This is a genomic window from Stenotrophomonas sp. 1278, from assembly GCF_029892765.1.
GTDB lineage: Bacteria > Pseudomonadota > Gammaproteobacteria > Xanthomonadales > Xanthomonadaceae > Stenotrophomonas > Stenotrophomonas indicatrix.
Genome location: NZ_JARXWD010000002.1, coordinates 327991 through 352561, shown reverse-complemented (window position 1 = coordinate 352561; position 24571 = coordinate 327991). Strand labels below are relative to the sequence as shown.

Genomic DNA, 24571 nt, shown 5'->3' with positions numbered 1-24571 from the left:
GCATGGGTACCGGCCTGCTGCTGGGTGTGCTGAGCATCGTGTCGGTGCTGCTGGCGCTGGCGGTGTGGCTGTGGGGGACGGCCAGCAGCCGCGAACAGCGCCAGGCCTCGCTGCAGCATGCCGAGCAGCAGCTGGCGCGCGGCACCGGCGCTGCCGCCGCGCCGGCCGATGCAGCACGGCAGGCGCCGCTGCCTGCGCCGGGTCGCCGCGCCCTGCCCTGGAACGGGCTGCTGCAGCGTGCCGGCCTGGCACCGGGCTGGAAGCTGCCGCTGCTGATGCTGCTGCCGGGCATCGCCCTGTCCGAGTTCGCGGTGTTGCGCCTGGGCACCTTCTGGATGTTCCCGCTGACCCTGCTGCTGTACCTGCTGGGCTGCTGGCTGTGGCTGATGCGCCGTATCGGCAAGCTGCAGGCGCAGCTGCTGCACCAGCTGCCGGACTTCCTCGACAACCTGGTGCGCCTTACCGCGCTCGGCAACAGCCTGCAGGCCGCCTTCCAGGTCGCGTCGATGCAGACCAACGCGCCGCTGCGCGGCCTGCTCGACACCACGGTGCGCTATGCACGTGGCGGCATGGACCTTGACCGTGCGCTCAACCTGGCCGCACAGCCCTACCGCATGGACGTGCTGAAGGTGCTGGCGGTGGTGATGGGCGTCAGCGTGCGCATCGGTGGCCGTGCCGACCAGATCCTGCAGCGCATGGGCGACTTCATGCGTGACCTGGAACAGGCGCAGCAGGAACTGGCCGCAACCACTTCTGAAACCCGCATGTCGGCGTGGGTACTGGGCCTCCTGCCACCGGCCAGCGCAGTGCTGATGGCGATCTCCAGCCCCGAGTTCTTCCAGCCGGTGCTGCACGACCCACTGGGCCACAAGATCCTGCTGATCGCGCTGGCGCTGGAGTTGACCGGCGCCTTCCTGCTGTACCGCCTGGCCAAATCACTATGAACATCCCCGACCACGCAGGAGGCATCCAATGAGCGCCAGCATCTGGTTCGTGGCTGCCCTGCTGGTGTTGGCCGCCGGCGTGGCCCTGCTGGGGCTTGGCAGCTGGGTGCGCAGCCATCGCGAGGACCGCAGCGAGGCCACGTTGAAGACAGCGCTGCGTCCGCGCGAAAGCGAAGACACAGCGGCCGACGCACGCAAGGACTCACTCGGCTGGCTGGAGCAGTTCGGCCGCGGACTGAGCGGCGGACGCCTGGAAGCGGCGCTGCTGGCCGGTGAGGATCGCCTGCTGCTGGACCTGGCTGGCTGGAACACCCGCCGCGGCACCGCCATCTACCTCGGCCTGCGGCTGCTGCTGGCTGTCCTGGTACTGGGTATTGCGCTGACGCTGAGTGACGCCACGGGGTTGTCGAGGATCATGGTGGTGATCGGCGCGCTGGCTGCTGGCCTGCTGCTGCCGAAGTTCGCGCTCAGTGCGTGGGTCAAGCGGCGGCGACGCGCCGTGAACAATGAGCTGCCGCTGTTGATCGACCTGCTGCGCCTGCTGCAGGGCGTGGGCTACAGCATGGATCAGAGCCTGCAGACACTGGGCGACAAGCTGCGCGACGCACTGCCGGTGCTGGGTGGGGAAATCCAGGAAGCGAATGTGTCCTACACCCATGGGCGCACGCGCGCGCAGTCGCTGCGCCGGCTGAGCGATGTGTACGGCGATGACGATCTGTCCAGCCTTGTGCAGTTGATCCTGCAGGTGCACGCCCACGGCGGTGCCGTGCAGGAACCGCTGCGCCAGTTCAGCGTCCGCCTGCGCGAGCAGCGCCGCAACGCGCTGAAGGAAAAGGTCGGCAAGCTCTCGGTGAAGATGACCGTGGTGATGATGCTGACCCTGCTGCCGGCACTGATGCTGGTGCTGGCCGGACCGGCGCTGGTCGCGCTGGCCACTACCTTGTCGAAAATGGGATGACCTTCATGCCTGTCCTGCGCCCTGCCTGCCTGTTGCTTGCCCTGGTTGCCGCCGTTGCCGGCTGCAGCTCCACCACGCCGAAGTACCTGCGTGCGCCGAGCCTGGCCGAGCCGACGCCGGCCCCGCAGGACAGCCGCAACGCCTACCTGGAACTGATCCAGCGGATGCAGCAGCAGGGCGCCTGGTACGCTTCGCTGGCGCACGTGGATGCGTTCCGCCAGCGCTACGGCGATACCCCGGCACTGCGCCTGCTGCAGGCCGACGCACTGCGCCAGACCGGCCAGATCGATGCGGCGCTGGCGCTGTACCGCGAACTCGGCAATGGCCCGCAGGCCGCCGCCGCTGCACACGGCATGGGCCTGATCGCTGCCCTCCGCGACGACGACCAGGGCGGCGAACAGGCGCTGGCACGTGCCACCCAGTTGAGCCCGCTGAACACCGATTACCTCGGCGACCTGGGCTATGCACGGCTTCGTGCCGGCCGCTTCGAACAGGCACGCGAGCCACTGGCCAAGGCGCTGGAACTGTCGCCAGGCAATGCCAAGGCCACCGCCAATCTTGCCCTGTGGGCGCTATTGCGTGGCGACACTGCCACCGTCGAACGGCTGGCCCAGCAGGCCAGCTTCAGCGAGGAGACCCGCCGCAGCGTGGAACAGCAGGCGCAGCAGATCCGCGCGCGGCTGCAGCAACGCCAGGCCGCTGCCACTGCTGCAGCGGCGGCAGCGGCAGCGGCACGGCCAGTTGCTTCGGTAGCTGCCACCCCCGCCAACGCAGGCCCACGCTTGGCCGCCGAACCGCGCCGCGATGGTCGCGACGAACGCGACCCGCCACGACTGCCGCCCTCGATGCTGGAACGCTTCGGCTCCACCGCCCATCCCAACGGGAACACGCCATGACTTCGACGCCGCTGATCCGCTGCCTGCTGCCGGTGCTTGCCGGCTTGTCTTTCGCTGCGGTTGTGCAGGCGCAGACGCCGCAGCAACCGTTGACCGGGCAGATGCTGGGTGGTGCCGCGCCCGCGCCGGCAGCCGCTCCCCTGCACAGCGAGCCGTTGGCTACCGTGGACGTATCGCCGCCACCAGCCGCAGCGCCCATCGCAGCCCCCGCAGCCCCCGCAGCCCCTGAAACCAGGCCTGATTTCGGCGGCACGCAGTTACAGCCCAACACCTCGCAGATCGGTGACACCACTCGCAGCCTGTTCCGCCTGCAAGCGTCCGGCGAGGTGGCCGGTGCCCGCCTGCCGATCCTCGGCGACCAGGCCACATCCAGCTACGCGCGTTACCTGAAGAGCTTCCAGTACGACATTCCGCAATTCTTCGAAACCGACGTCGCCAAGTCCGCAGGATCCTCCCGATCCGGACGCTGAGGCCCGCCATGAACCGAGCACGCCACATCAGCTTCAGTCGCCCGCGCGGCGGTATGTCGGTCACCATGATGCTGGTGATGATCGCGCTGCTGGCCATGCTCGGCCTGATCGAGATCGGCTTCCTGTTCTGGGCCAAGCGCGATGCGCAGAAGGTGGTCGATCTGGCTGCGCTGGCAGGCGCCCAACGGCTGGACCTGTGCCGGCCCGACAACGCCGACAACAGCGCGGCCCGGCAGAACGCGCTCGCACAGAACACCTTCCCTGGGCAGGTGCAGATCCAATGTGGCAACTGGAATGCCACCCGCGGAACGGCTGACCACTTCAGCCCAAGCGTGGACGCAGGCAATCCACGCAACGCGGTGCGGGTCATTGCCGAACGCGGCGTGCTGCCGTTCTTCGGCCAGAACAGCGGGCTGCCCACGTTGCGCGTGCAGGCGGTGGCCAAGCGTTCGGAACCCACCGCCGTGTTTGCAGTGGGTTCGCAGCTGCTGCGCACCAATGGCAACTCCCCCTTGATGGCGACCCTTCGGCTGGTCGGCCTGGACGTCACCAACGCAACAATTCTGTCCTACGACGGCCTGGCACAGGCCACCGTCACCCCGTCGGGGCTGCTGGCGGCACTGGGCATCCCGGTCACCGCCGACCTCAGCGTGGCCGACTTCAACCGGCTGCTGTCGGTCAACCGCATATCACTGGCACAGCTGGTCAATGCCACTGCCACGGTGGTGGGCCGCGAGACCGCCGTCGGCGTACAGCTGCAGGCGCTGTCCAACCTGGTCGGCACGCGGCTGGACATCAACCAGCTGAACATTCTGCTGGGCAGCCAGAACGGCGGCGGCGGCCTGTTCGCGCAGGTGATCTCACCGGACGGCACCATCGGCAGCGCACTGGAATCGAGGGTCAACGTGCTGGATCTTGTCACCGCCGCGATCTCCATCGCCAACGATGGCAATGGCGTGCAGGTGCAGGGCTTGAACCTGCTGGGCATCGACGTCAAGGCCGGCGTGGTGGAGCCGCCGTCGATCGCCATCGGTGGCGTCGGCGCACGCGCGTACAACGCGCAGGTGCGGCTGATGGTGGACGTCGACAGCGACCGCCTGTTCGCGATCGGCCCGCTGCTGAACCTGCTCGGCACCCGCCTGCATCTGCCACTGCACGTGGATGTGGCCAATGCGATGGGGACACTGACCAGCATCCAGTGCGGAGCGGCGCCGCCGACGGCCACCGTCCAGGTCGATTCCTCGGTACTGCGCGCCTGCGTCGGCAAGGTCAACGCGGCCGATCGCTTCTCCAAGAGCAACGTCTGTGACGCGACCCTGCAGAACGAGCAGTTGTTGAGGCTGCTGGGGCAGCCCCTGATCAACGACAAGGTCACCCTGCCGGCGCTGACCAGCACGCAGAGCCTGACCCTGGCCGCAGGCCAGACCGGCTCGACCCGGATCAACCCGTTGGCCGTCGGCACCGCCGTGTCAGACCTGGTCAACGAACTGCTGCGGGTGCTGTCAGGCATGCTCAGTTCACCCAAGCAGGGCATGAGCGCCAATGACACGGCCAAGGCATTGGCCGACCGTTACCTGCAGGCCGCCTTCCCCAGCGGCGGGCGTTACAACGTGGACCAGGTGATTCCATTGCTGCGCGATGGCGATCCGTCACGCAACCTCGCACCGCTGGGCAACTGGACCGTTACCAAAGGCGTACCCAAGCCCTGCCTGATTGGCCTGAGCACCTGCTGGGAAGATGGATCGGTCTGGGCCGGTTACCGCGCCACCGTGACCGGCCAGGGCCTGGGCCTGCTCGACGGCCTGCTGGGCTCGCTGGTCGGCGGCCTGCTGATCAACCGCTGCGACAGCCTGCTGGGCAACCTGATCGACTACAACGGCTGCGTGCGCACCAACCTGGCGTCCTACATCCAGACCGCCCCGGCCGGATTCCTGGATGGGCAGAACGGCGGCGGCGTGACCACCCCCGGCAACAACGTCACCTGCAGTGGCCTGCTGTGTGCGCTGCTGAACCCGGTGCTGGCGGCGCTCAAGCCCGTACTCAACAGCGTCGGCACCCTGCTGACCAACACCCTGGCCAGCCTGCTCGGGCTGGAACTGGGCCGCACCGATGTCAGCATGCAGTCGATCCAGTGCAGCTCGGCGCAGCTGGTCTTCTGACCCGCGCGGGCACCGGTTGGCGGCGTCCGCGCCCATGCTAGACTCGCGGCGGGGAACCACATTCAACTCAACCCACACTACATCCGTGGATGGTCTAGACATGCGAGAAACTTCAGGGGGCACCGTCTTCGCCCGGTATCGGCGCGGCGCAGCACTGCTGGCCGTGGCCATGATGGTGGTGACGCCGTCGGCGCTGGCCGCACGTGGCGATCGCACTGCCACGGTGGAGCCGGCCAAGGCCGCACCGGTGGTACGCAACACCGTCGACGAACTCAAGCAGTTGATGGATGCGCAGCAGCTCACCGAGCTGCGTACCACCTACAACGGCAACTACGGCGCCAGCCTGCTGTTCAACGCCAATACCCTGACCTACTACGTGGCCCTGTTCCAGGAGAAGAACTTCTGGCGGGTGATCAAGACCGATGCCGTCGACAACGCCGAGCGTGTCTACCGCACCTTCGCGCAGCAGTCCGAACAGCTGGCGCAGGTCTACATCGACACCACCCGGCTGGAAGCCGGCAAGCGCTACACCGAGCGCCTGGTGGCCTACAACGAAGAGCGCCTGCGCACCCTGCAGCAGGAAATGGAACAGCAGCAGGCGCAGTCGGCGCAGGTGAGCGCAGCGCTGCAGCAGGCACAGCAGCAGGCGGTCAGCCTGAGCACCGACGTGCAGAGCACCAACAGCCAACTCGATGCGCTGCAGCGACGGATCCAGATCCTGCAGGCCGAACAGGGCAACCCGGAGCTGAGCCTGCCCAAGCCGGATGCGGCGACGGCACCGGCGGCCGCCAGCGACGGCCGCTGAGGTCTTACGGGCCTGTAGACAAGAACGGCACCTTCGGGTGCCGTTTTTCGTTGTGCTCAACGACAGGCCTCGCGTACCGCGTCATCCAGCTGCCTGCGCTGCAGGTAGTCGAGCCTGCGCGGCCTGGCCAGCGTTGCCACCTGCCGCCGGCGCGCCCGCTCGCAGCCACGCGGGTCAGCCGTGATCGATATCAGCGCGCCCTGTGCGCGCCCGCGCCGTGGCGTCCGCCTGCTACCGCTGCGGGCAGGCTGCACGACTGCAGGTGTGGGCCCGCGTGCCTTCGACTCGGCACCGGGCACTTCCCAGCGCCACTCCGCGCGCCCCTGGCAGGGCGTCTGCTGGTAGACCGGATGCTCACCTCCGGTGCACTTGTAGACGTTGGTCTGTGCCATCGCGACAGCAGCCAACAGCACTGCAGGCAGCACTCCCCATCCCGGCATCTTCATGACTGGCCCTCACGCGTCCGATGGCCATGGTTGCCATCAGCACCGGCCTGCCGCCAGAGCGAGTCGCGTCAGCGTGACGACCACGCCAATCCGGCACAGCCGTGCAATGCACATCGCCCATCGTGCGCTGTACTGCCGCAGGCGCCGGCCAACCCGCAGGCGTCTTCCCTCCCTTTCGCCAAGGAACCTGCAATGAGCAATTTCGTGACCGTCAATGATGGCGCCCGCATCTTCTACAAGGACTGGGGCACCGGCCAGCCTGTCGTATTCGCCCATGGCTGGCCGCTGTCGTCCGATGCCTGGGACCCGCAGATGCTGTTCATGGGCCAGAACGGCTACCGCGTGATCGCCCATGATCGCCGCAGCCATGGCCGCTCCAGCCAGACCTGGGACGGCAACAACATGGACACCTACGCCGATGACCTGGCTGCCGTTCTGGATGCGCTGGACGTGAAGGACGCGATCCTGGTCGGCCATTCCACCGGCGGTGGCGAAGTGGCGCACTACATCGGCCGCCATGGCAGCAAGCGCGTGGCCAAGGTGGTGCTGGTCGGCGCGGTGCCGCCGCTGATGCTGAAGACCGAAGGCAATCCGGCCGGTACCCCGCTGGAAGTGTTCGACGGCATCCGCAAGGGCACCGGTGGCGATCGTTCGCAGTTCTTCAAGGATCTGGCCACGCCGTTCTTCGGCGCCAATCGTGATGGCAACAGCGTCACCGAAGGCATGCGTGATTCGTTCTGGCTGCAGGGCATGCTGGGCGGCGTGAAAGGCCAGTACGACTGCATCCACGAATTCTCGGAGGTGGACTACACCGACGACCTGAAGAAGATCGACGTGCCGGCTCTGGTGGTGCATGGCGATGACGACCAGATCGTGCCCTTCGATGCTTCGGCCAAGCTGTCCTCGCAGATCATCCGCAACGCAGAACTGAAGGTGTACGCCGGTGCACCGCACGGCCTCACCCTGACCCATGCCGATCAGTTCAACGCCGACCTGCTGGCGTTCGCACGCAGATGACGTATCGCGGCGGCGCCCGTGCGCCGCCGCTCCTGCCATGGAGCCGGCCAGCGGCCGGCTCAATCACGGGACAATCAGATGTCGCTGTGGTGATGCGGCGCCGCCGCCGGCAATGGATCATGGCCGCCAACGAAGTGACGCACCACCGGCGCGCGCTCGCCGCGATGCAGCGCGCGCAGCGCCTCCTGGATCGCCTTGTCGTCAGCGGTGATGCGTTCATGCTGGCGCAGGTGCTCCAACCACGACGCTGCGACGAAATACTCCAGATGAATGCCCGGGGTTGCCACATCTTCGACCACGCCCCAGACCACGGCACCATCGCGTCGACGGATCGTTCCCAGCGTGCGCATCTGCGCCTGGAACGCGGCGCGGTCGGCGGCATCGATGCGATATTCGATGGTCACCAGCACCGGTCCGCGATCATTCGACACCGGCACCGACAGTTCCGGTGCGGGCCAGTGCCCGGCCGGGCTCAGGTTCAGATCTTCGGCGCCTGCAATGCGTACCCGCCACACCAGCAGGCCGCCGATGACCGCGCCGGCTGCAGCCACCAGCAGTGCCAGCTCGGGCGATGTGCGCTGCGCCAGTGCACCCCAGCTCAGGCCACCGGCCGCCATGCCGGCCGAGAACACCATGATGTACAGGGCAAGCGCGCGCGCCCTCACCCAGGCCGGCACCGCCGTCTGTGCTGCGATCTGCAACGAGGACAGTACGGTGATCCAGGCAAAGCCATTGACCAGCATCACCAGCGGCAACACGTACCAGCTGCGGGTCAGCGCCAGGCCGGCCAGGCTTGCCGCCAGCGACAAGGTGGCCAGCAGCACCAGCAGGTCGCGATCAAGCCTGGCCCGCAGCTTCGGCAGCAGCAACGCACCGCCCACCGCACCGATGCCGATGCAACCCAGCAGCACGCCGTACTGCCCCGCTCCGCCCTGCATCTGCCCGCGCACCACCACCGGCAGCATTGCGTTCATCGCCGCGGCAAAGAAGAAGAAACCGGCCGATTTGATCAGTACCGCCTGCAGGCGACCGGCACGGCTGGCATAGCGCAGGCCCGCCTTGAGGCCAGCGCCGAACCCTTCGGGCGGCAGGCTGGACGCCTTCGGATCACGCTTCCAGCCCCACACCACGAACAGCATGGCGGCAAAGGTGATGGCGTTGAACCCGAAGGCCCACACCGCACCCAGCTGGGCCACGATCACCCCGCCGATGGCCGGCCCGATGGAACGGGCGATGTTGATGCCGATGGAGTTGAGTGCCACGGCCGAGGCCAGCATCGGCTGCGGAACCAGCTCGGAGACGATCGCGGCCTGTGCCGGCATCGCCATCGCCGCACCGCAGCCCATGCAGAAGGTCAGCAGCACCAGCAGCTGCGGCGTCAGCAGGTCCAATGCCGTGAGCACGGCGGTCGCTGCCGCCACCAGCAGCATCCAGCCCTGGGTGAACAGCAGGTACTTGCGGCGGTCGACGATGTCGGCCAGGGTCCCCGCCGCCAGCGCCAACAGCACGATCGGCACGGTGGTGGCCGACTGCACCAGCGCGACCATCAGCGCCGAACCGGTGCGTTCGGCCATCACCCAGGCCGCAGCCACGTCGTTGACCCAGGTGCCGATGTTGCTGGCCAGGATCGCCAGCCAGATCGAGCGGAACATGCGGATCTTCAACGGCGACCATGCGCCATCGACCTGCGGGGAGTGTTGTGACGCCGATGCGTTCACCATTGCCAAGCTCCAACGATTGAGGCGAACAGCGTGTCCCGGCCGCCGGCCTGCGTCAGTGCAGGACCCGCGTCGACCCAGGCCAGCTGCAGCTGCCATTGCCAGTGGTCATTGACCTGCCAGCGGGTTTCGGATTTGTACTGGGTACCGATGCGGCGTGCGCCTCCGGCACTGCCGGGCAACGCTGCCAACGGTGCCGGCGTGGTATAGACCGCATCGGCGCGCCGATGCTTCCACGCCAGCTGCACACCCAGCTCGGTGGTCACCGCCTCATGCAGGCGCAGTGCCAGTGTCGGTTGCAGATCCATCAGGTTGGCCGGTGCCAACAGGCTGGCTTCGCTGAAATAGGCGGACTTGGGAAACAACGCATTGAACGTACCCAGTCGACCATCACCCGGGTCTGCGTCGCCGCTGGCAATGTCGGCCTTCAGGCCAAGCCGCGGTTGCAGCGGCAGCGCGCTCCAGCGCCAACCGGTATCGGTGGCGAGGGTCCAGGCGCGGATGTCCAGATCGCCGGTCACCGCCCGCAGTTCACCGCCCTGCGCCACCAGTTCGGTATTCCAGTCCAGCGCACCCGACTGGCCGAACCAGCGCGCGCCCAGGGTCTGCCGCCGCTCGGTGCCGCTGCCCGCGGCGAAGCGCGCGCCCTCGCGACGATAGTCGAGCAGGTAAAGGTCCCACTGGCTGATGCCAGCGCCTTTGGCCGTGGTCGCATACGCACCGAGCAGGTGTGCACCGCGCTCACCGCGGTCATCGAAAGCACCCGGGCGGTTCTCGACCGGGCGCAGCGCCATCAGGTCCAGTGCGCCCAGCCTGCCCTGCCACCCCACCCGCGCACCATCGAAGGCCAGGCGGATGTTCGGCCCGTCGCGCACCGACAACAGGCGCGAGCTGCCATAGCCCGCTTCCTGCCGGCCCAGCTGCACGTGCATGCCAGCGCCGGCCCAGCGCCAGTACGCCTGCTGCACGTCCAGCGCGCCGCGATCGGTACGACCTGGGCCACCGGCCTTGCCGCGCTCGGCATGCGTACCCAGCTGCAGCTTCGCTTGCCAATCACCCTGCGCGAAAGAGGCAGAAGCCAGCGCACGCAGCAGGCCGTAGCCATCGTCGCCAGCACCGACGCCAAACCGGGTCGGGGCGTAGTACATGCCACGCAGGCGCAGCGATGCATCCCACTGCAACTGGCCGTCGCCAACCGTGGTACAGGCACCACCGTCGCAGGCCAGCGCCAACGACGGCAACACCAGCGATGCCAGGGTCAGAACGCGAAGCACGAACACCCCATCGCGCCCCAGAACGCGGTCAGGTCGTCGGTTGGCGCCGGATGACGGACCGCGTGGCCATGCGCACCGTGGGTGCCGCAGGCCACACCATGGTGATGACGGTGCGCCGCAGCCAACCCGGTCGCCCCGCCACCGACGTGGTAGCCACCGAAGCGGTTCACCGGCGACCAGTCCGGCATCGCCGGAGGCAGCTGCGGCGCCAACCCGGCGTAGTCGCCGTCGCCATGCACGATGCGGCCACCCACCACGGTCAGCAGGCTGGTGATGTCGGCGATCTGCTGCTCATCGACGCGGAAGAAGTCGGACGACAGCAGGATGAAGTCGGCCAGCTGGCCCACCTTCAGCGTGCCCTTCACCGCTTCGTCGCCGGAGAACCAGGCGCTGCCCTGTGTCCACAGGCGCAGGGCCTGCTCGCGCTCCAGCAGGTTCTCATCGCCGTACAGGGCCAGGCCGCCGACGGTGCGTCCCGTCACCAGCCACGACAGCGCCACCCACGGGTTGTAGCTGGCCACGCGGGTAGCATCGGTGCCGGCGCCGACCGGCACGCCCTCGGCCAGCATCCGCTTCACCGGTGGCGTGTGCCGCGCCGCCTGCACACCATAGCGCTGCACGAATGCCTCGCCCTGGTAGGCCATGCGGTGCTGCACGGCGATGCCGCCGTTGAGTGCGCGGATACGCTCGATGTTGCGCGGGGTGATGGTCTCGGCATGGTCGATGAACCAGTGCAGGCCATCGAACGGCACCTCACGGTTGACCTGCTCGTAGACGTCGAGGATGCGGCTGATGCTTTCGTCGTAGGTCGCATGGATGCGGAACGGCCAGCGCTTCTCCACCAGCAGCTTCACCACATCGTGCAGCTCCGGCTCAAGTTCCGGTGGCAGTTCCGGGCGCGGCTCGTTGAACAGTTCAAAGTCGGCTGCGGAGAACACCAGCATCTCGCCGGCACCATTGTGGCGCAGCAGGTCATCGCCCTGGCGCGGTTGCAGCATCTCGCTCCAGCCACGGAAATCGCTGACCTCGCTGCCCTTGTTCTGGGTGAACAGGTTGTAGGCGATGCGCACGGTCAGCTGATCATCGCGATGCAGCTGCTCGATGACCTGGTAGTCCTCGGGGTAGTTCTGGAAACCGCCTCCGGCGTCGATCACCGAGGTGATGCCCAGGCGGTTCAGCTCGCGCATGAAATGGCGGGTTGAATTGGCCTGGTACTCGACCGGCAGCTTCGGCCCCTTGGCCAGGGTCGCATACAGGATCAGTGCATTCGGCTTGGCCAGCAGCAGGCCGGTCGGGTTGCCCAGCGAATCGCGCACGATCTGCCCGCCGGGCGGGTCCGGCGTTTCCTTGGTATAGCCACAGGCACGCAGCGCGGCGCGATTGAGCAGCGCGCGGTCGTACAGGTGCAGCAGGAACACCGGCGTATCCGGAGCGATGTCGTTCAGCTCCTGCAGGCTCGGCAGGCGCTTTTCGGTGAACTGGGTCGCGGTGAATCCACCGACCACGCGCACCCACTGCGGCGCGGGCGTGCGGTCAACCTGCGCCTTCAGCATGGCCATCGCATCGGCCAGTGAACGCAGGCCATCCCAGCGCAGTTCCAGGTTGTAGTTCAGGCCACCGCGGATCAGGTGGGTGTGGCTGTCATTGAGGCCGGGCACGATTCGCCGCCCCTGCGCATCGACGATCGTGGCTTCGCTGCCCCAACCGCGCATGATGTCCTCGTCGCTTCCCACGGCAACGATACGGCCGTTCTGCACGGCCAGTGCCTGCGCATGCGGCTGCTGCGGATCAAGCGTGGTGATGCGTGCGTTGCGGATGACCAGTGTGCTCATGCGACGCTCCTTGGAAGGGGATTGGATGGCCGCGGCGGTACCGCCAGCCAGGCCCAGCGCCAGCGCGGCACCGGTGGCCAGCACCACATTGCGGCGGCCAGGATCGAGAGGTTCGTTGTTCACGCGATGTCTCCAGAAAGAAGCAGACCATCCACCGCCCATGCACCGGGCCCGGCCAGGGCGATGGCCAGCAGTGCCAGCGTCCACAACAACGGATACTCGGCACCGCCGCGCATCCAGAACCACCCGTTGCGCAGCGCCAGCAGGGCGGTGAAGGCGATGAAGGCGGCGGCGACAAGCGCGGCGATCCGGGCCTGCCAGCCCAGCATCACAGCGCTACCGGCCACCGCCTGCAGCAGCGCCAGCAGCAGTGGCAGCGGCGCCGACGACGGCAGACCGAAGCCACGCAGTTCGCCGGCAAAACCTGCCAGGCCCGGCCCGTTGAACCAGCCGAACAACTTGCCCAGCGCATGCGGCAGCAGGAATCCTCCCGCCGCCACCCGCAGGATCAACAAGGCCAGGTCGAGGCCATGGCCATCGCGCACGCTCAGTGCCCGCCTTCCTGCGCGCCGAACATGGTCTTGGCGTACTGGATGCCGACGCCATAGCCACCCGCATGGTCACGGGCGATGCCGGTGGTCAGGTCGTAGGTTTCAGCACGCGCCCAGTCGCGCTGCAGTTCCAGCAGGTACTGCACGCTGGTGATCGGCACGGCACCGGCCTGCACCATGCGGGCGATCGCACGTTCGTGCGCCTCTTCGCTCACATCGCCGCAGGCATCGGTGATCACGTAGACCTCAAACCCCTGCTCCAGCGCCGACAGCGCCGGGCCGACGATGCACACACTGGTCCACAAACCGGCGAGCACCAGCCGACGCTTGCCGATGCGGTTCACCTCATCGATCACCGGCTGGTCTTCCCAGGTGTTCATCGACGTGCGATCGAACACCGCCTGGCCGGGGAAGATCGCCGGCAGCTCCGGGAACATCGGGCCGGAGAACGACTTCTCGGCCACCGTGGTCAGCAGCACCGGCACCTTGAAACCCTTGGCGCCCTTGCTGATCAACGACACGTTGTTGCGCAGCGCGGAGATGTCGATGGTGTGGGTGGCAAATGCCATCTGCGACTGGTAGTCGATCAGTATCAGGGCGTGGTCGGCCGGTGACAGCAGTGCTTTGGCGGGGGTGGCGGTGGCGAGGCTCATGGGTGGACTCCGGTGGAGGAAACAACAGGGGGCTGGGAACGTGCCGCGCCATCGGCCAGGTACTGGCCGGGACTGCAGCCGGTCTCGGCGCGGAAGCTGCGGACGAAGTGGCTCTGGTCGAAGAAGCCAAGATGCTGGGCCAGGCAGGTCATCGACTGCGCGGCCGTCGGCAGCAGCTGCGTGGCGCGTTCGATGCGCCGACGGCGCACGTAGCGCAGCGGACTGGCGCCGGTACCCATGCGGAACAACCGCACCAGATGGAACCGGCTTACGCAGGCAACGGCAGCCAGCTCGGTCACCCGCAGCGGCTGCGACAGGTGCTCGTCGATGTAGCGCAGCGCACGCTGCAGGGCAGCCGACTGGTGCGGTGCCAACGTGGTTGCGGACAGGGCAGGAGGCTGGACGGTAGCCATGAAGGAGCGCCGCGACGGGAGCACCCATGGTGTGCCGCCGGCTGCAATCGCCCTACCCCCGTCGGTCGAGGCCGGCGCTCACCCATTCGGGGGAGGCCGGCGCTGCAGCAGGCGGCGGCCGAACAACCGCGCATCCAGCGAATACGCGCCCGGCCCCAGCATGAGCAGGGCCAACGGCAGCAGCAGCCAGGGCAGCGCCGCGCCCTGCCCGTACAACCCCGGCACCGCCAGCAGCACCGCCAGCGGGGTCAGCAGCCCAGGCAGCAGCAGGCCGATCGCCGCCAGGCACATCAGTCCCGGCACACCGGCCGGACTTCCGCCCGCCAACAGACCCCCTGCCACGCACAGGCGCAGCCACAGCAGTCCCAGTCCGGGGCCGCGGTCAGGGAACATCACATACAAGCGCTGCATCGCCGGGCTCCGTCATCCATCACGGCGTGATAGCGGACACCGAAGCGGTACGCCTACCCCGAACGGGTCACCCCGGCCTGCCCCGCACCTGCCAGAATGACCGCATGCGTGGCCGCCCCTTCCCCTTCCTGCGTCGCCTGCCGGCGCTGCTGTCGTGCCTGCTGTTGCTGACTGCCCTGCCCGTCTTCGCCGTGCAGCAACCCGCAGTGAGCGATGGCATGCCCGGCTATCAGCACACCGCCTGGCGCGTCGGCCAGGGCGCCCCGGGGGACATCTGGGATATCGTCCAGGACCGCCAGGGCATGTTGTGGCTGGCCACGGGTTCGGGCCTGTACCGCTTCGACGGCCGGCGTTTCGAGCGGCAGGCCGCACCGGCGGGCACCCGTTTTCCCTCCACCAACATGGTCACCCTCGGCCTCGATGGTGGCGATGGTGGCGATGGTGGCCTGTGGATCGGCTACTTCCAGGCAGGCATCAGCCAGTTCACGCAGGAACGCCTGCGCAGCTTCGGCCGCCCACAGGGCGTGCCGGTGGGTGTGGTCCCGCGCTTCGCGCATGACCGCAACGGCCGCCTGTGGGCTGCCGTCAATGGCGGCCTGCGCTGGTTCGATGGACATCGCTGGCAGCAGCCGCCGGCTTCCTTCGGCCTGCCGCAGAGACGCGTGCAATGGGTGCTGCAGGACCGCCACGGCACATTCTGGGTGCTGGCGGACCTGCAGATATGGCGTCGCCCTCCTGGCGCGGCCCGCTTCGAAGCCACCGGCATCGCGGTCTCGCAGATGGCCTCGCTGGTTGAGAGCCCGCGCGGCGAAATCTGGCTGGCCGACCGCGTGCGCGGCACGTCGCCGCTGGCCAACGCGCATGGCCTGTTGCCCGCCGAGGAACGTGAAGCACGGCGGCTGCCCGGGCTGGTCGCCTCGCGCCTGCAGTTCACGGCCGACGGAGCCCTGTGGGCCACGCTCAGCCCGCACGGTGGCGTGGCCCGGGTCACCTTCGACGGCCAACAGGCTATGCGCATGGAGCGCTTCGATGCCGCGCAGGGCCTTACCGCGACGTCGGCAGTGCCGGTCCTTGCCGATCGCGAAGGCAACATCTGGGTAGGCACCAACCTCGGCCTCAACCGCTTCCGTGCGCACAGCGTGCAGACCTTGTCCGTGGGCCCTACCGATCCGTACCGGTCATTGGTACGCGCCATTGATGGCCGGGTGTATGGCTATGGCGAAGACCTGAAGCTGTTCGACCTGCGGCGTCCGCTGCTGGGCCGCAGCGCTGCGCAGCTGCAGGCCGCGGCACGGCAGGCACCCACTCCGGTATGGCAGTTCGACTGGATCAATCTGGCGCGCACCGTCAGCGGCCACACCACCCTCATACCGCTGCCGGCACCGTTCACCGGGCAGCCACTGCACGCCCTGCTGTTTGCCGATGCGGACCAGGCCTGGGCCTGCGCCGGCGAGCGCGCGGTGCTGCACTACACGGACAACCGCTGGCGCCGCGAAACCCGGCTTCCCGAGCAGGCCTGTTCGTCGCTGGCGCGTACCGATGACGGTGCGCTGCTGCTGGGCTACGCCGATGGCACCCTGCGCCGCCTGCACGGAGCTACGGTCAACTCCTACGGCGCCACCGAAGGACTGTCGGTAGGCCCGGTAACCGCGTTGCTGCAGCACAAGGATCTGCTGCTGGTCGCCGGCGAGGCCGGCCTGGCCGCGCGTTTCGGCAACGGCCGCTTCCTGCCGGTGCGCACCGACATGGCCGGCGTGCTGGAAGGCATCACCGGCATGGTCGCCGATGCGAACGGGCTGCTCTGGCTCAACGGCAGCCGCGGCCTGGTGCGGCTGCAGGTTGCCACCCTGCGCAGCGCGCTGCGCAACGACCAGGCGATAGCCCCCCGCTTGTTCGACGCGGTTGACGGTATGCCGGGCATCGCCCTGCAGAGCGGCCCCATCCCCACTGCGGTACTGGCGGCTGATGGCCTGCTGTGGCTTGCCACCAATCAAGGCCTGGCGTGGCTGGACACGCGGCAGTCGCACATCAACACCATGGCACCTGGCGTGCGCATCGGTGACGTGCTGTATGGCAGTACCCAGGCCCCGTTGCAGGAGGGACTGCGCCTTCCGGCCGGCACTACCCAGCTGCAGATCGACTATGTCGCGCTGTCGCTGGCGCGGCCGGAGCGCAACCGCTACCGCTACCGACTGTCCGGCGTGGACGACGCTTGGCAGGAGGCCGGCGCGAGCACGCGCGCCTATTACACCAACCTCGCACCGGGCCATTACCGCTTCGAGGTGGAAGCAGCCAACGAAGATGGCATCTGGAGCAGCACGCCAGCCAGCCGCAGCTTCCACATCGCACCGACGTTCCTGCAGACCGCGTGGTTCAAGCTGTTGTGCGTCTGCGTGGTGATGGCTGCGCTGGCGCTGGCCGTGCGGGTCCGCAGCCGGCAGCTGGCGGCATTGTTCCGCGCCCGCCTGCAGGAACGCAACGGCGAGCGCGAGCGCATTGCGCGCGATCTGCACGACACCCTGCTGCAGGGCAGCCAGGGACTCATCCTGCGCCTGCACGCCATCAGCCAGTCGGCACAGACACCAGAGCCGGTACGCACCCAGCTGGAATCGGCGATGCTGCTGGCCGAGCGCAATCTGGCCGAAGGCCGGGAACGGGTCAACGCGCTGCGCGACGCACCGTTTGCCGGCCGCGATCTCGCCTCTGCACTGGCCGACGTGCATGCCGAATATGCAGGCCAAGGCACCAATCCACTGCGTTTGACCATGGAAGGCACCCCGCCGCCGCTGCAGGCCGAAGCCGCCGAGGAAGTGTTCCTGATCGGGCGCGAGGCCATCCGCAACGCGCTGCGGCATGCGCAGGCCAGTGCCATCGAAGTGGAACTGTCCTACGGCACGCGCTGCTTCCTGCTGCATGTGCGCGACGATGGCGTCGGCATCGCCAATGACAATGCCGGCGGCGGACACTGGGGCATGCAGGGCATGCGCGAGCGCGCACAACGGCTGGGTGCGGAGCTGCAGTTGTGGACACGCCCCGGCCTGGGTACCGAAGTCGCGCTGTCCGTGCCGGCCCGTCGCTTGTATCACCGACATCCACCGCGCTGGCGTTGGCCCTGGAGCAGAACCTCCCATGACTGAATCCCTTCCTCCCATCGGCGTGCTGGTGGTTGATGACCATCCGCTGTTGCGCGATGGCCTGGCCGCACTGCTCGGCGCACATGCCGACCTGCGCCTGCTCGGCGAAGCAGCCGACGGCGAGGAGGCTCTTGCCTGCTACCAGCAGCTGCGCCCGGATGTGGTGCTGATGGACCTGCAGATGCCACGCATGGATGGCGTGGAAGCGATCGTGCGGATCCGTGCGATCGATCCCCGCGCACGCATCATCGTGCTGACAACCTACCGCGGCGACGTGCGCGCCGTACGCGCGCTGCAGGCCGGTGCCAGCGCCTACCTGCTGAAGGACATGCTGCGCCACGAACTGGTAGCCACCATCCGTACCGTGGCCAGTGGCCGCCGCGCACCGATCCCGGCGGAAGTAGCGGCCAGCATCGCCGCGCACGTGGTGGAGGACCGGCTGTCGCCACGCGAAACCGAAGTGCTGCGCCACGTGGCCGGCGGCCTGTCGAACAAGCGCATCGGCGAACGCATGCAGATTTCCGAGCAGACGGTGAAGGCACACATGAAGAGCCTGATGGAAAAACTGGGCGTTGGCGACCGGACGCACGCGGTAACCCAGGCACTGCGTCGCGGAATCATCAGCCTGGATGACACCGGTCAGGAGTGAAGGGGTTTCGGCCGGGCTGCGCCCGGCACCCGCAGAGGCCGAAGCAACAGCAACAGCCGAAGCAACAGCAACAGCAACAGCAACAGCAAAAGCCTGCATTCCTTGGGATGGCGGGGAGGGGACAGATGGCGGGGGACGCTGCAAGTACGTCCATGTAAGCTCGGTCGCGCCATCCATGGCGCTCACGCCCCCGCCATCTGTCCCCTCCCCGCCTCCGACAATTTCCCGCGATCTGTCGGAATGTCATGGCCTGCTCTTGGTGGGTGTCGACCTTGGTCGACACGTAGATCCACGCCATGCGTGGATGCTCTACGTTCAATTGTCGAAATATTCGATTTCGATTGGATTTGATCCAAGCGAAGCACAGATGGACCAACAGACACCGGACAACTGTCGAAGGCGGGGCGGTGTCGGATTGCGGGGTGTCAGCCGCATGGATGCGGCTGCCAAGCCTACAAGGACGTACTTGCGGCGTCCCCGCCATCCGACACCGCCCCGCCCCCCACGGAATACCCGCTGTTGCTGTTGCTGTTGAGGTTGCCGGCCAGCGGCCGGCACTACAGCAGGTGCAGGGCGCAGCCCTGCCGAACTACCCTCAACGCAGACGGATCAGCAGGCTGCCACCGGCGCAGATCGTCGCCAGCCACGCCACGCCGTGCCAACCCCACTGCGCCAGCGCCAGGCTGCCCAACGCACCGCCGCCAGCCATGCCGATGAACATGCCGGTGAACAGCAGTGCATTGAGGCGACTGCGCGCCGGCGGCACCAGGCCGTAGACCAGGGTCTGGTGCGCGACCAGCGCCGACTGGAAACCGAAGTCGAACAGCAGCGCGCTGACCACCAGCAGCGGCAGCAGCGCCACGGCCGGCAGCCACGAATCAACCAGCAACAGCGCAAAGCCAACCAAGGCGACGGCAATCGCCAACCGCGCGACCGCGGGGCTGCCCAACCGATCTGCAAAACGACCGGCAACCGGCGCCGCCAATGCACCCGCAGCACCGGCAATGCCGAACGCACCCGCGGCGGCACTGCCCAGGCCCAGCCGTGCGTGCAGCATCAGCGCCAGCGTCGACCAGAACGCACTGAAGCCCACCGCCAGCACCGATTGGCTGGCCACGGCGCGGCGCAGCTGCGGCTGCTCACGCCAGAGCGCCAGCAACGAACCCAGCAGCGCCGGATAACGCAGCGTACTGGTCGCAGCGAAGTGCGGTAGTGCGCGTGCCATCACCGCCCCCATCGCCAGCACCGAAAGCGCTGCCAGGCCGAACTGCACGCGCCAGCCCCAGGCTTCGGCCACCACGCCGCTGACCACGCGCGACAGCAGGATGCCCAGCAGCAGGCCGGTCATCACCCTGCCCACCACCTGCCCGCGCTGCGCATCCGGTGCCAGCACCGCGGCGGCCGGCACGATGTCCTGTGCCAGCGTGGCCATCAGCCCCACCAGCAGGCTGGCAACAAGAAGCCCCGGCAACTGGCCGGCCAGGGCGGCCGCCCCCAGGGCCAACGCCAGCAGCACCGACTTCAGCAGGATCAGGTTGCGCCGGTCGAAGCGGTCGCCCAACGGAGCCAGCAGCAGGATGCCCAGCGCATAGCCCAGCTGGGTCAGCGTCGGCACCAGGCCCACGGCACGCTCGCCCGCAGCCAGATCCTGCGCGATCAGGCCCAGCATCGGCTGGCTGTAATAGAGCGAGGCCACCGAAAAGCCCGCGCCGGCGGCCATCGCCAGCACCAGTGATGGGGCGGGCGCAGCGCGTGGCGCAGAGACGACGGTTGAGAGCGAGGGAGCGGGCATGGAAGGCACCAGGGAGAGAATTGGAGCCTAGCTTGCCTACATTCGCGAGGCGTCTGTAGTAGGCTCAAGAACATACTTTACATACGCCATGCGCATGAGCGACCTTGCATTGGGCGGCGACCGCCTGGACCTGCTGCGTACCTTCCTGCGCATCGTCGACAGCGGCAGCCTTTCGGCCGCCGCCGTGCAGCTGGGCACCACCCAGCCCACCGTCAGCCGTCGGCTTCAAGCCCTGGAACGGCAGCTGGGCCTGCGCCTGCTGCAGCGCTCTACCCACGGCCTGCTGCTGACCGAGGACGGCCAGCGCTGCCAACGCCATGCGCAGCGGGTGGTGGACGAATGGGAAGCGCTGCAGGCCGAGCTGCACGGGCAGACACAGAGGCTCAGCGGCCGCCTGCGGGTGATGGTGCCGCATGCGTTCGGCCAGGCACAGCTGCTGCCCACCATGCTCGACTTCCTGGCCCAGCACCCACAACTGAGCCTGGAGTGGATCCTCGAGGACCGCCGCCCGGACTTCATCGCCGAAGGCATCGACTGCGCGGTGCGGGTCGGCGCGGTCGATGAACCGCGCGTAGTTGCCCTGCCGCTGGCCGAAGTACCTCGCATTGTCGTGGCCGCACCGTCGCTGGCCGATGCAGGGTCGATCACCACCCCCGAACAGGCGCAGGCATTGCCGTGGATCTCGCTGGTCACCTACTACCGCGAACGTCTGCTGCTGCACGATGCGCAGGGCCGTGCGCACACGCTGTCGATCACACCGCGCCTGCTGAGTGACAACCTGTTCGTGGTGCAGCAGGCCGCACGTGCTGGATTGGGAGCCGCAGTGGTGTCGGCCTGGCTGGTGGCCGAGGATCTGGCCGAAGGCCGGTTGGTGCAGCTTTTAGCGGACTGGCAGGCACCACCGCTGCCGGTGCATCTGGTGTTCCCCGCTGCGCGACAGCAACCGCTGCGCCTGCGCGCCTTCATCGATGCGATGAAAACCACGCTGCCGCAGCTGCATGGCATGCGGCCGGCACCGCGCTAGGCGCTACCGGCCGCATCACTGCGAAGCGTGGTCCTGCTTCGCCACGGCATTCCATGCAGCGACCTTTGCCTTGGTGTCGGCCAGCATCTTGTCCAGCGCCGCGCGATCGTACACATCACCGCGCAGGATCACGCTGTCGATCTTTTCGGTGGCAGCGATGTCCTGCAACGGGTTGGCCGTCAGCAGCACCAGATCGGCCGCCTTGCCCGTGGCGACGCCGCCATAGCGCTGCATCTGGCCGAACCAGGCCGGGCCCGAACGGGTCGCGGCCGACAGCGCCTGCGGTGCGCTCAGGCCTTCCTTCACGAACAGCTGCAGTTCCTGGTGCAGGCCGATGCCGGGGTAGTTGAACGAATTGAGGAAGCCGGCATCGGTACCGGCAATGATCGTCACTCCCGCTTCCTGCAGCAGCGGCAGCACCGCAGCCACCTGGTGGTACTGCGCATGGCGCGCCTCGATCTGCGCCGGGGTGGCCTTGGCCGCCCGTTCGATGCGCCAGGTGTAGGTCGCGCGCAGGCCCGGGCCGATATAGGCCAGATACGGGTCGTTGGCGTGGTCATCCTGGTCGAGGAAGTCGAGGATGCGGCCACCGTTGAGGGTCGGCGTCACGAATACGCCACGCTTGGCGAAATCACGGTAGGCATGCAGCGCGGTCTCGCGATCGAAGCTGGCCTCGAGCCGGCGGTTGGCTTCGGCGCGATCGATGCGCGCGGCGCCGAAATCGGCGGCGATCTGCGCCTCGTCCTTGCTGCCAGCCTTGAAGGCATAGTCCAGATGCTCGATCGAGGCCAGGCCCGCATCCACGGCCTGCTCCACCGTCAACGCCATCGGAATGTGGCCCGAGGCCTTGAGACCCGCCTTGCGCGCCGCGCTGGCCGAGTACAGGAACAGCTCCGGCGTCAGCGTGCTGTCGGTGATCTTCACGAAGTCGACCTTATCGTGCTGCAGGCGCTCGATCGCCTTGTCCGCGTCGGCCTTGCTGCCCACTTCGATGGTGCCCTTCCAGACCGGCTTGATGCCTTCGATTTTCGCACCGGAGGTCAGCAGGCGCGGACCGAACAGCGTGCCGTTGGCGATGTCGCCGCGCCACTGCAGTACCTGCTGCGGAAGATCACCGGAGCAATCGCGGATCGTGGTGATGCCATGAGCGATGTACAGCGGCAGCAGCGCCTTGTTCTCTTCCACCAGCGCCGGACCACCACCGAAGTGCACGTGCATGTCCCACAGGCCTGGAATCAGGTACTTGCCCTTGGCGTCAATCTGCCGGCTGGCGCTCCACTGGCTGCGTAGCTGCGCATCGGGACCGACCGCGACGATGTCCTCGCCACGGATGACCACGCTCTGCCCGGGCACGCTGCGTGCGTGCTCGACATCGACCACCGTGGCGTTGCGGATCAGCAGATCGGCGCGCTCGGCGGCAGACGCCGACAGCGGTGCAGCGGCAAGAAGGACGGCAAGGGACAACGGATGGGAACGGAACATGGACGGCATCCTGGTGGGCACGGCAGCGTGCGGGTGGAAGGGGCGGGTGTCAGCGCGTCGCGCCATGCTGGCGCAGCAGGGTTTCGATGTTGGCGTAGCCGCGTTGCCGGGCGTGCGCCAGCGGCGTTACGCCGTCGCCATCGGCAAGCTCGGGGTTGGCGCCGGCGTCCAGCAGCAGCTGTACGATCTGCACGTGGCGCGGGCCGCCATCGCCAAGCAGGATCGCCTCCAGCAGTGCAGTCCAGTGCAGACGGTTGACATGATCCACGGCCACGCCGGCGCGCAGCAGCGTACGCACGGTGGCGACATGGCCGCGTTCGGCGGCAGGAATCAGCGCGGTACCGCCATATCGGTTGGTGCTGCGCAGGTCTGCACCGTGGGCGAGCGTCAGCGCCAGGATCTCATCCAGGCCGCGCGCGCCGGCATACAGGTACGTGCTGTCCTGCAACGCGTCCTTGGCATTGACATCGGCACCGGCCTCGATCAGTTCGCGCGCCGCATCCACGTTGTTGCCGTGGGTGGCCAGCAGCAGGGCCGTGCGGCCCTGGCCGTCACGCGCCTCCAGATCGGCACCCGCATCCAGTGCCTCGCGCACGGCGCGGGCATCACCGCGGCTGGCGGCATCGCGCAGCTGCGCATCGGCGTCGCTTCGGGAAGTCGCCGTACACGCCGGGATGACCATGGCCAGCAGGCACAGCAGCAGCATGCGGGCCACTGCCGAACGGCGCTGCCGGGAGCGAGGGTGGTGCATCGTGACTCTCCTCATGCGCAATGGCGCCGGCCATTGCCGGCCCCTGCCCTGCATGGTAGAAGTCGGCACGGGTATCCAGAAGTGAAATGTTCAAATGCAAGACAGTGCCAAATCGAATAGAACAGTGTTCGAACTGGACCTGCTGCGGGCCCTGGTGATGGTCGCCGACTGTGGCAGCTTCACCACCGCGGCCACCCGCCTGCATTCAACCCAGTCCACGGTCAGCCAGAAGATCCGCCGCCTGGAGGAGCTTGCCGGCCACCGCCTGCTTGAACGCGGCCACCGCGACGTGCATCCCACCGACGCCGGGCACACCCTGCTGGGCTATGCCCGGCGCATGCTGGATCTGAACGAGGAACTGGCCCAGGCCTTGGCCGGCGCCACCGTGGAGACCGCGGTGCGCATCGGCGTGCCGGAGGACTTCGTGAACCCGCAGACCACGCGCATGCTGGCCGCCTTCAGTCGCCGCCACCCGCAGGTCAAGCTGGAAATCAGCAGCGGCCTCAGCCGTGATCTGGCCCATGGCTTCGACCATGGCGAGCTGGACCTGGTGCTGGTCAAGCAGCGTCGCAACACCCGCCAGGCCGTGCACTGCCGGCGCGAACCGATGCATTGGATCGACAGCCTGCGCAGCAGCAGCCTGCAGCAGGACCCGCTGCCACTGGTCACCTTCCCGCCGCGCGGGCTGTACCGCGACGAGATGATCCAGGCCGTCGAGGCCCTGGGCCTGCGCTGGCGCATCGCGTTCACCAGTTCCTCGCTGAGCGGCATCCAGGGCGCGGTGGCCGACGGCATCGGCATCAGCCTGCTGCCACGGCGCGCGGTCAACCGCGAACACCGCATCATCGATGGGCAGCGCGACCTGCCCCTTGTCGACAACTACGAGATCGGCCTGCTGCATCGCGCCGATGCCGATGATGCGGTGCGTGCGCTGGCCAGCGAGTTGTGGCGCCAGGTGCAGCGCGAGCCGGAATAGTCGGCAGGGCTGCGCCCTGCACCCCATGGGTAGTGCCGGCCGCTGGCCGGCAACCTCAACGGCAACGGCAACAGCTGGTTTCCTGTGGGATGGCGGGGTGGGTCCGGTTGCGGGGGACGCCGTGAATACGTCCATGTAGGCTCGGTCGCCGCATCCATGCGGCTCACGCCCCCGCAACCGGACCCACCCCGCCTTCGACAGATCTCCGCGAGCTGT

General features: G+C 67.8%; 22 protein-coding genes. 11 read left to right on the top strand and 11 right to left on the bottom strand.

Annotated features, from left to right (window positions below; all coding sequences use genetic code 11):
- Window positions 1–2: 2 nt before the first annotated feature.
- The 6 genes from M2299_RS03830 (at window position 3) to M2299_RS03805 (ending at window position 6232) form a co-directional block, all read left to right on the top strand.
- Window positions 3–944: a type II secretion system F family protein gene (locus tag M2299_RS03830; RefSeq protein ID WP_280883904.1), complete on the top strand. Its 942-nt coding sequence runs from the start codon at window positions 3–5 to the stop codon at window positions 942–944.
- 28 nt (window positions 945–972) lie between these two features.
- Window positions 973–1902, top strand: coding sequence for a type II secretion system F family protein (locus tag M2299_RS03825; RefSeq protein WP_059064415.1), 930 nt, complete (start codon window positions 973–975; stop codon window positions 1900–1902).
- Window positions 1903–1907: 5 nt separating this feature from the next.
- Window positions 1908–2798, top strand: a complete 891-nt coding sequence (locus M2299_RS03820; protein WP_280883903.1) for a tetratricopeptide repeat protein — start codon at window positions 1908–1910, stop codon at window positions 2796–2798.
- A complete protein-coding gene (locus tag M2299_RS03815; RefSeq protein WP_280883902.1) occupies window positions 2795–3268 on the top strand; it encodes a DUF3613 domain-containing protein in 474 nt (157 codons plus the stop codon). The genes M2299_RS03820 and M2299_RS03815 overlap by 4 nt, the downstream gene beginning before the upstream one ends.
- 8 nt (window positions 3269–3276) lie before the next feature.
- Window positions 3277–5427 carry a TadG family pilus assembly protein gene (locus tag M2299_RS03810; protein WP_223485845.1) on the top strand — a complete coding sequence of 717 codons (2151 nt, stop codon included), beginning with the start codon at window positions 3277–3279 and terminating at the stop codon, window positions 5425–5427.
- Window positions 5428–5527: 100 nt separating this feature from the next.
- Complete coding sequence (locus M2299_RS03805; protein ID WP_140224935.1) at window positions 5528–6232, top strand: DUF2968 domain-containing protein; 705 nt, start codon at window positions 5528–5530, stop codon at window positions 6230–6232.
- Between the two features lie 56 nt (window positions 6233–6288).
- Here the strand turns inward: M2299_RS03805 and M2299_RS03800 are convergent, their stop codons facing one another.
- Window positions 6289–6672, bottom strand: a complete 384-nt coding sequence (locus M2299_RS03800; RefSeq protein WP_099844334.1) for a hypothetical protein — start codon at window positions 6670–6672, stop codon at window positions 6289–6291.
- A 198-nt stretch (window positions 6673–6870) separates the two neighbouring features.
- Here M2299_RS03800 and M2299_RS03795 point away from each other — a divergent pair, with 198 nt between their 5' ends.
- The gene (locus M2299_RS03795) at window positions 6871–7695 is read left to right on the top strand and encodes an alpha/beta hydrolase (RefSeq protein ID WP_025878533.1); all 825 of its coding nucleotides are present in this window, start codon (window positions 6871–6873) and stop codon (window positions 7693–7695) included.
- Window positions 7696–7769: 74 nt separating this feature from the next.
- Here M2299_RS03795 and M2299_RS03790 read toward each other — a convergent pair whose 3' ends face one another.
- From M2299_RS03790 to M2299_RS03760, 7 genes are all read right to left on the bottom strand, one after another.
- A complete protein-coding gene (locus M2299_RS03790; protein WP_059064418.1) occupies window positions 7770–9416 on the bottom strand; it encodes an MFS transporter in 1647 nt (548 codons plus the stop codon).
- A complete protein-coding gene (locus M2299_RS03785; protein ID WP_099784491.1) occupies window positions 9410–10693 on the bottom strand; it encodes an alginate export family protein in 1284 nt (427 codons plus the stop codon). Before M2299_RS03785 ends, M2299_RS03790 begins: the two co-directional genes overlap by 7 nt.
- Complete coding sequence (locus M2299_RS03780) at window positions 10672–12519, bottom strand: amidohydrolase (RefSeq protein ID WP_280883911.1); 1848 nt, start codon at window positions 12517–12519, stop codon at window positions 10672–10674. Before M2299_RS03780 ends, M2299_RS03785 begins: the two co-directional genes overlap by 22 nt.
- A 119-nt stretch (window positions 12520–12638) precedes the next feature.
- On the bottom strand, window positions 12639–13064 hold the full coding sequence (locus M2299_RS03775) for a DoxX family membrane protein (protein WP_280883901.1): 426 nt from the start codon (window positions 13062–13064) through the stop codon (window positions 12639–12641).
- Between the two features lie 2 nt (window positions 13065–13066).
- On the bottom strand, window positions 13067–13723 hold the full coding sequence (locus M2299_RS03770) for a hydrolase (RefSeq protein WP_059064421.1): 657 nt from the start codon (window positions 13721–13723) through the stop codon (window positions 13067–13069).
- Window positions 13720–14136 (bottom strand): AraC family transcriptional regulator, encoded by a 417-nt coding sequence (locus tag M2299_RS03765; RefSeq protein ID WP_025878527.1) that lies wholly within the window; start codon window positions 14134–14136, stop codon window positions 13720–13722. Before M2299_RS03765 ends, M2299_RS03770 begins: the two co-directional genes overlap by 4 nt.
- 78 nt (window positions 14137–14214) lie before the next feature.
- Window positions 14215–14547: a hypothetical protein gene (locus M2299_RS03760; RefSeq protein WP_032975282.1), complete on the bottom strand. Its 333-nt coding sequence runs from the start codon at window positions 14545–14547 to the stop codon at window positions 14215–14217.
- A 104-nt stretch (window positions 14548–14651) separates the two neighbouring features.
- Between M2299_RS03760 and M2299_RS03755 the strand changes: the two genes are divergently transcribed.
- Both M2299_RS03755 and M2299_RS03750 read left to right on the top strand, forming a co-directional pair.
- Complete coding sequence (locus M2299_RS03755; protein WP_280883900.1) at window positions 14652–17684, top strand: sensor histidine kinase; 3033 nt, start codon at window positions 14652–14654, stop codon at window positions 17682–17684.
- A complete protein-coding gene (locus M2299_RS03750; RefSeq protein ID WP_025878524.1) occupies window positions 17677–18330 on the top strand; it encodes a response regulator transcription factor in 654 nt (217 codons plus the stop codon). The genes M2299_RS03755 and M2299_RS03750 overlap by 8 nt, the downstream gene beginning before the upstream one ends.
- A 595-nt stretch (window positions 18331–18925) precedes the next feature.
- Here the strand turns inward: M2299_RS03750 and M2299_RS03745 are convergent.
- Entirely contained in the window at window positions 18926–20122 is a 1197-nt protein-coding gene (locus tag M2299_RS03745; RefSeq protein WP_280883899.1) for an MFS transporter, read from the bottom strand.
- 94 nt (window positions 20123–20216) lie between these two features.
- Here M2299_RS03745 and M2299_RS03740 point away from each other — a divergent pair, with 94 nt between their 5' ends.
- Complete coding sequence (locus tag M2299_RS03740; RefSeq protein WP_280883898.1) at window positions 20217–21146, top strand: LysR family transcriptional regulator; 930 nt, start codon at window positions 20217–20219, stop codon at window positions 21144–21146.
- 15 nt (window positions 21147–21161) lie between these two features.
- Here the strand turns inward: M2299_RS03740 and M2299_RS03735 are convergent, their stop codons facing one another.
- Both M2299_RS03735 and M2299_RS03730 read right to left on the bottom strand, forming a co-directional pair.
- The gene (locus tag M2299_RS03735; RefSeq protein WP_280883897.1) at window positions 21162–22628 is read right to left on the bottom strand and encodes an amidohydrolase family protein; all 1467 of its coding nucleotides are present in this window, start codon (window positions 22626–22628) and stop codon (window positions 21162–21164) included.
- A gap of 49 nt (window positions 22629–22677) precedes the next feature.
- Window positions 22678–23379 carry an ankyrin repeat domain-containing protein gene (locus M2299_RS03730; protein WP_280883896.1) on the bottom strand — a complete coding sequence of 234 codons (702 nt, stop codon included), beginning with the start codon at window positions 23377–23379 and terminating at the stop codon, window positions 22678–22680.
- A 94-nt stretch (window positions 23380–23473) separates the two neighbouring features.
- On the opposite strand from M2299_RS03730, the gene M2299_RS03725 reads away from it, so the two are divergent.
- Window positions 23474–24355 carry a LysR substrate-binding domain-containing protein gene (locus M2299_RS03725; protein ID WP_032975274.1) on the top strand — a complete coding sequence of 294 codons (882 nt, stop codon included), beginning with the start codon at window positions 23474–23476 and terminating at the stop codon, window positions 24353–24355.
- The last annotated feature ends 216 nt before the right edge of the window (window positions 24356–24571 follow it).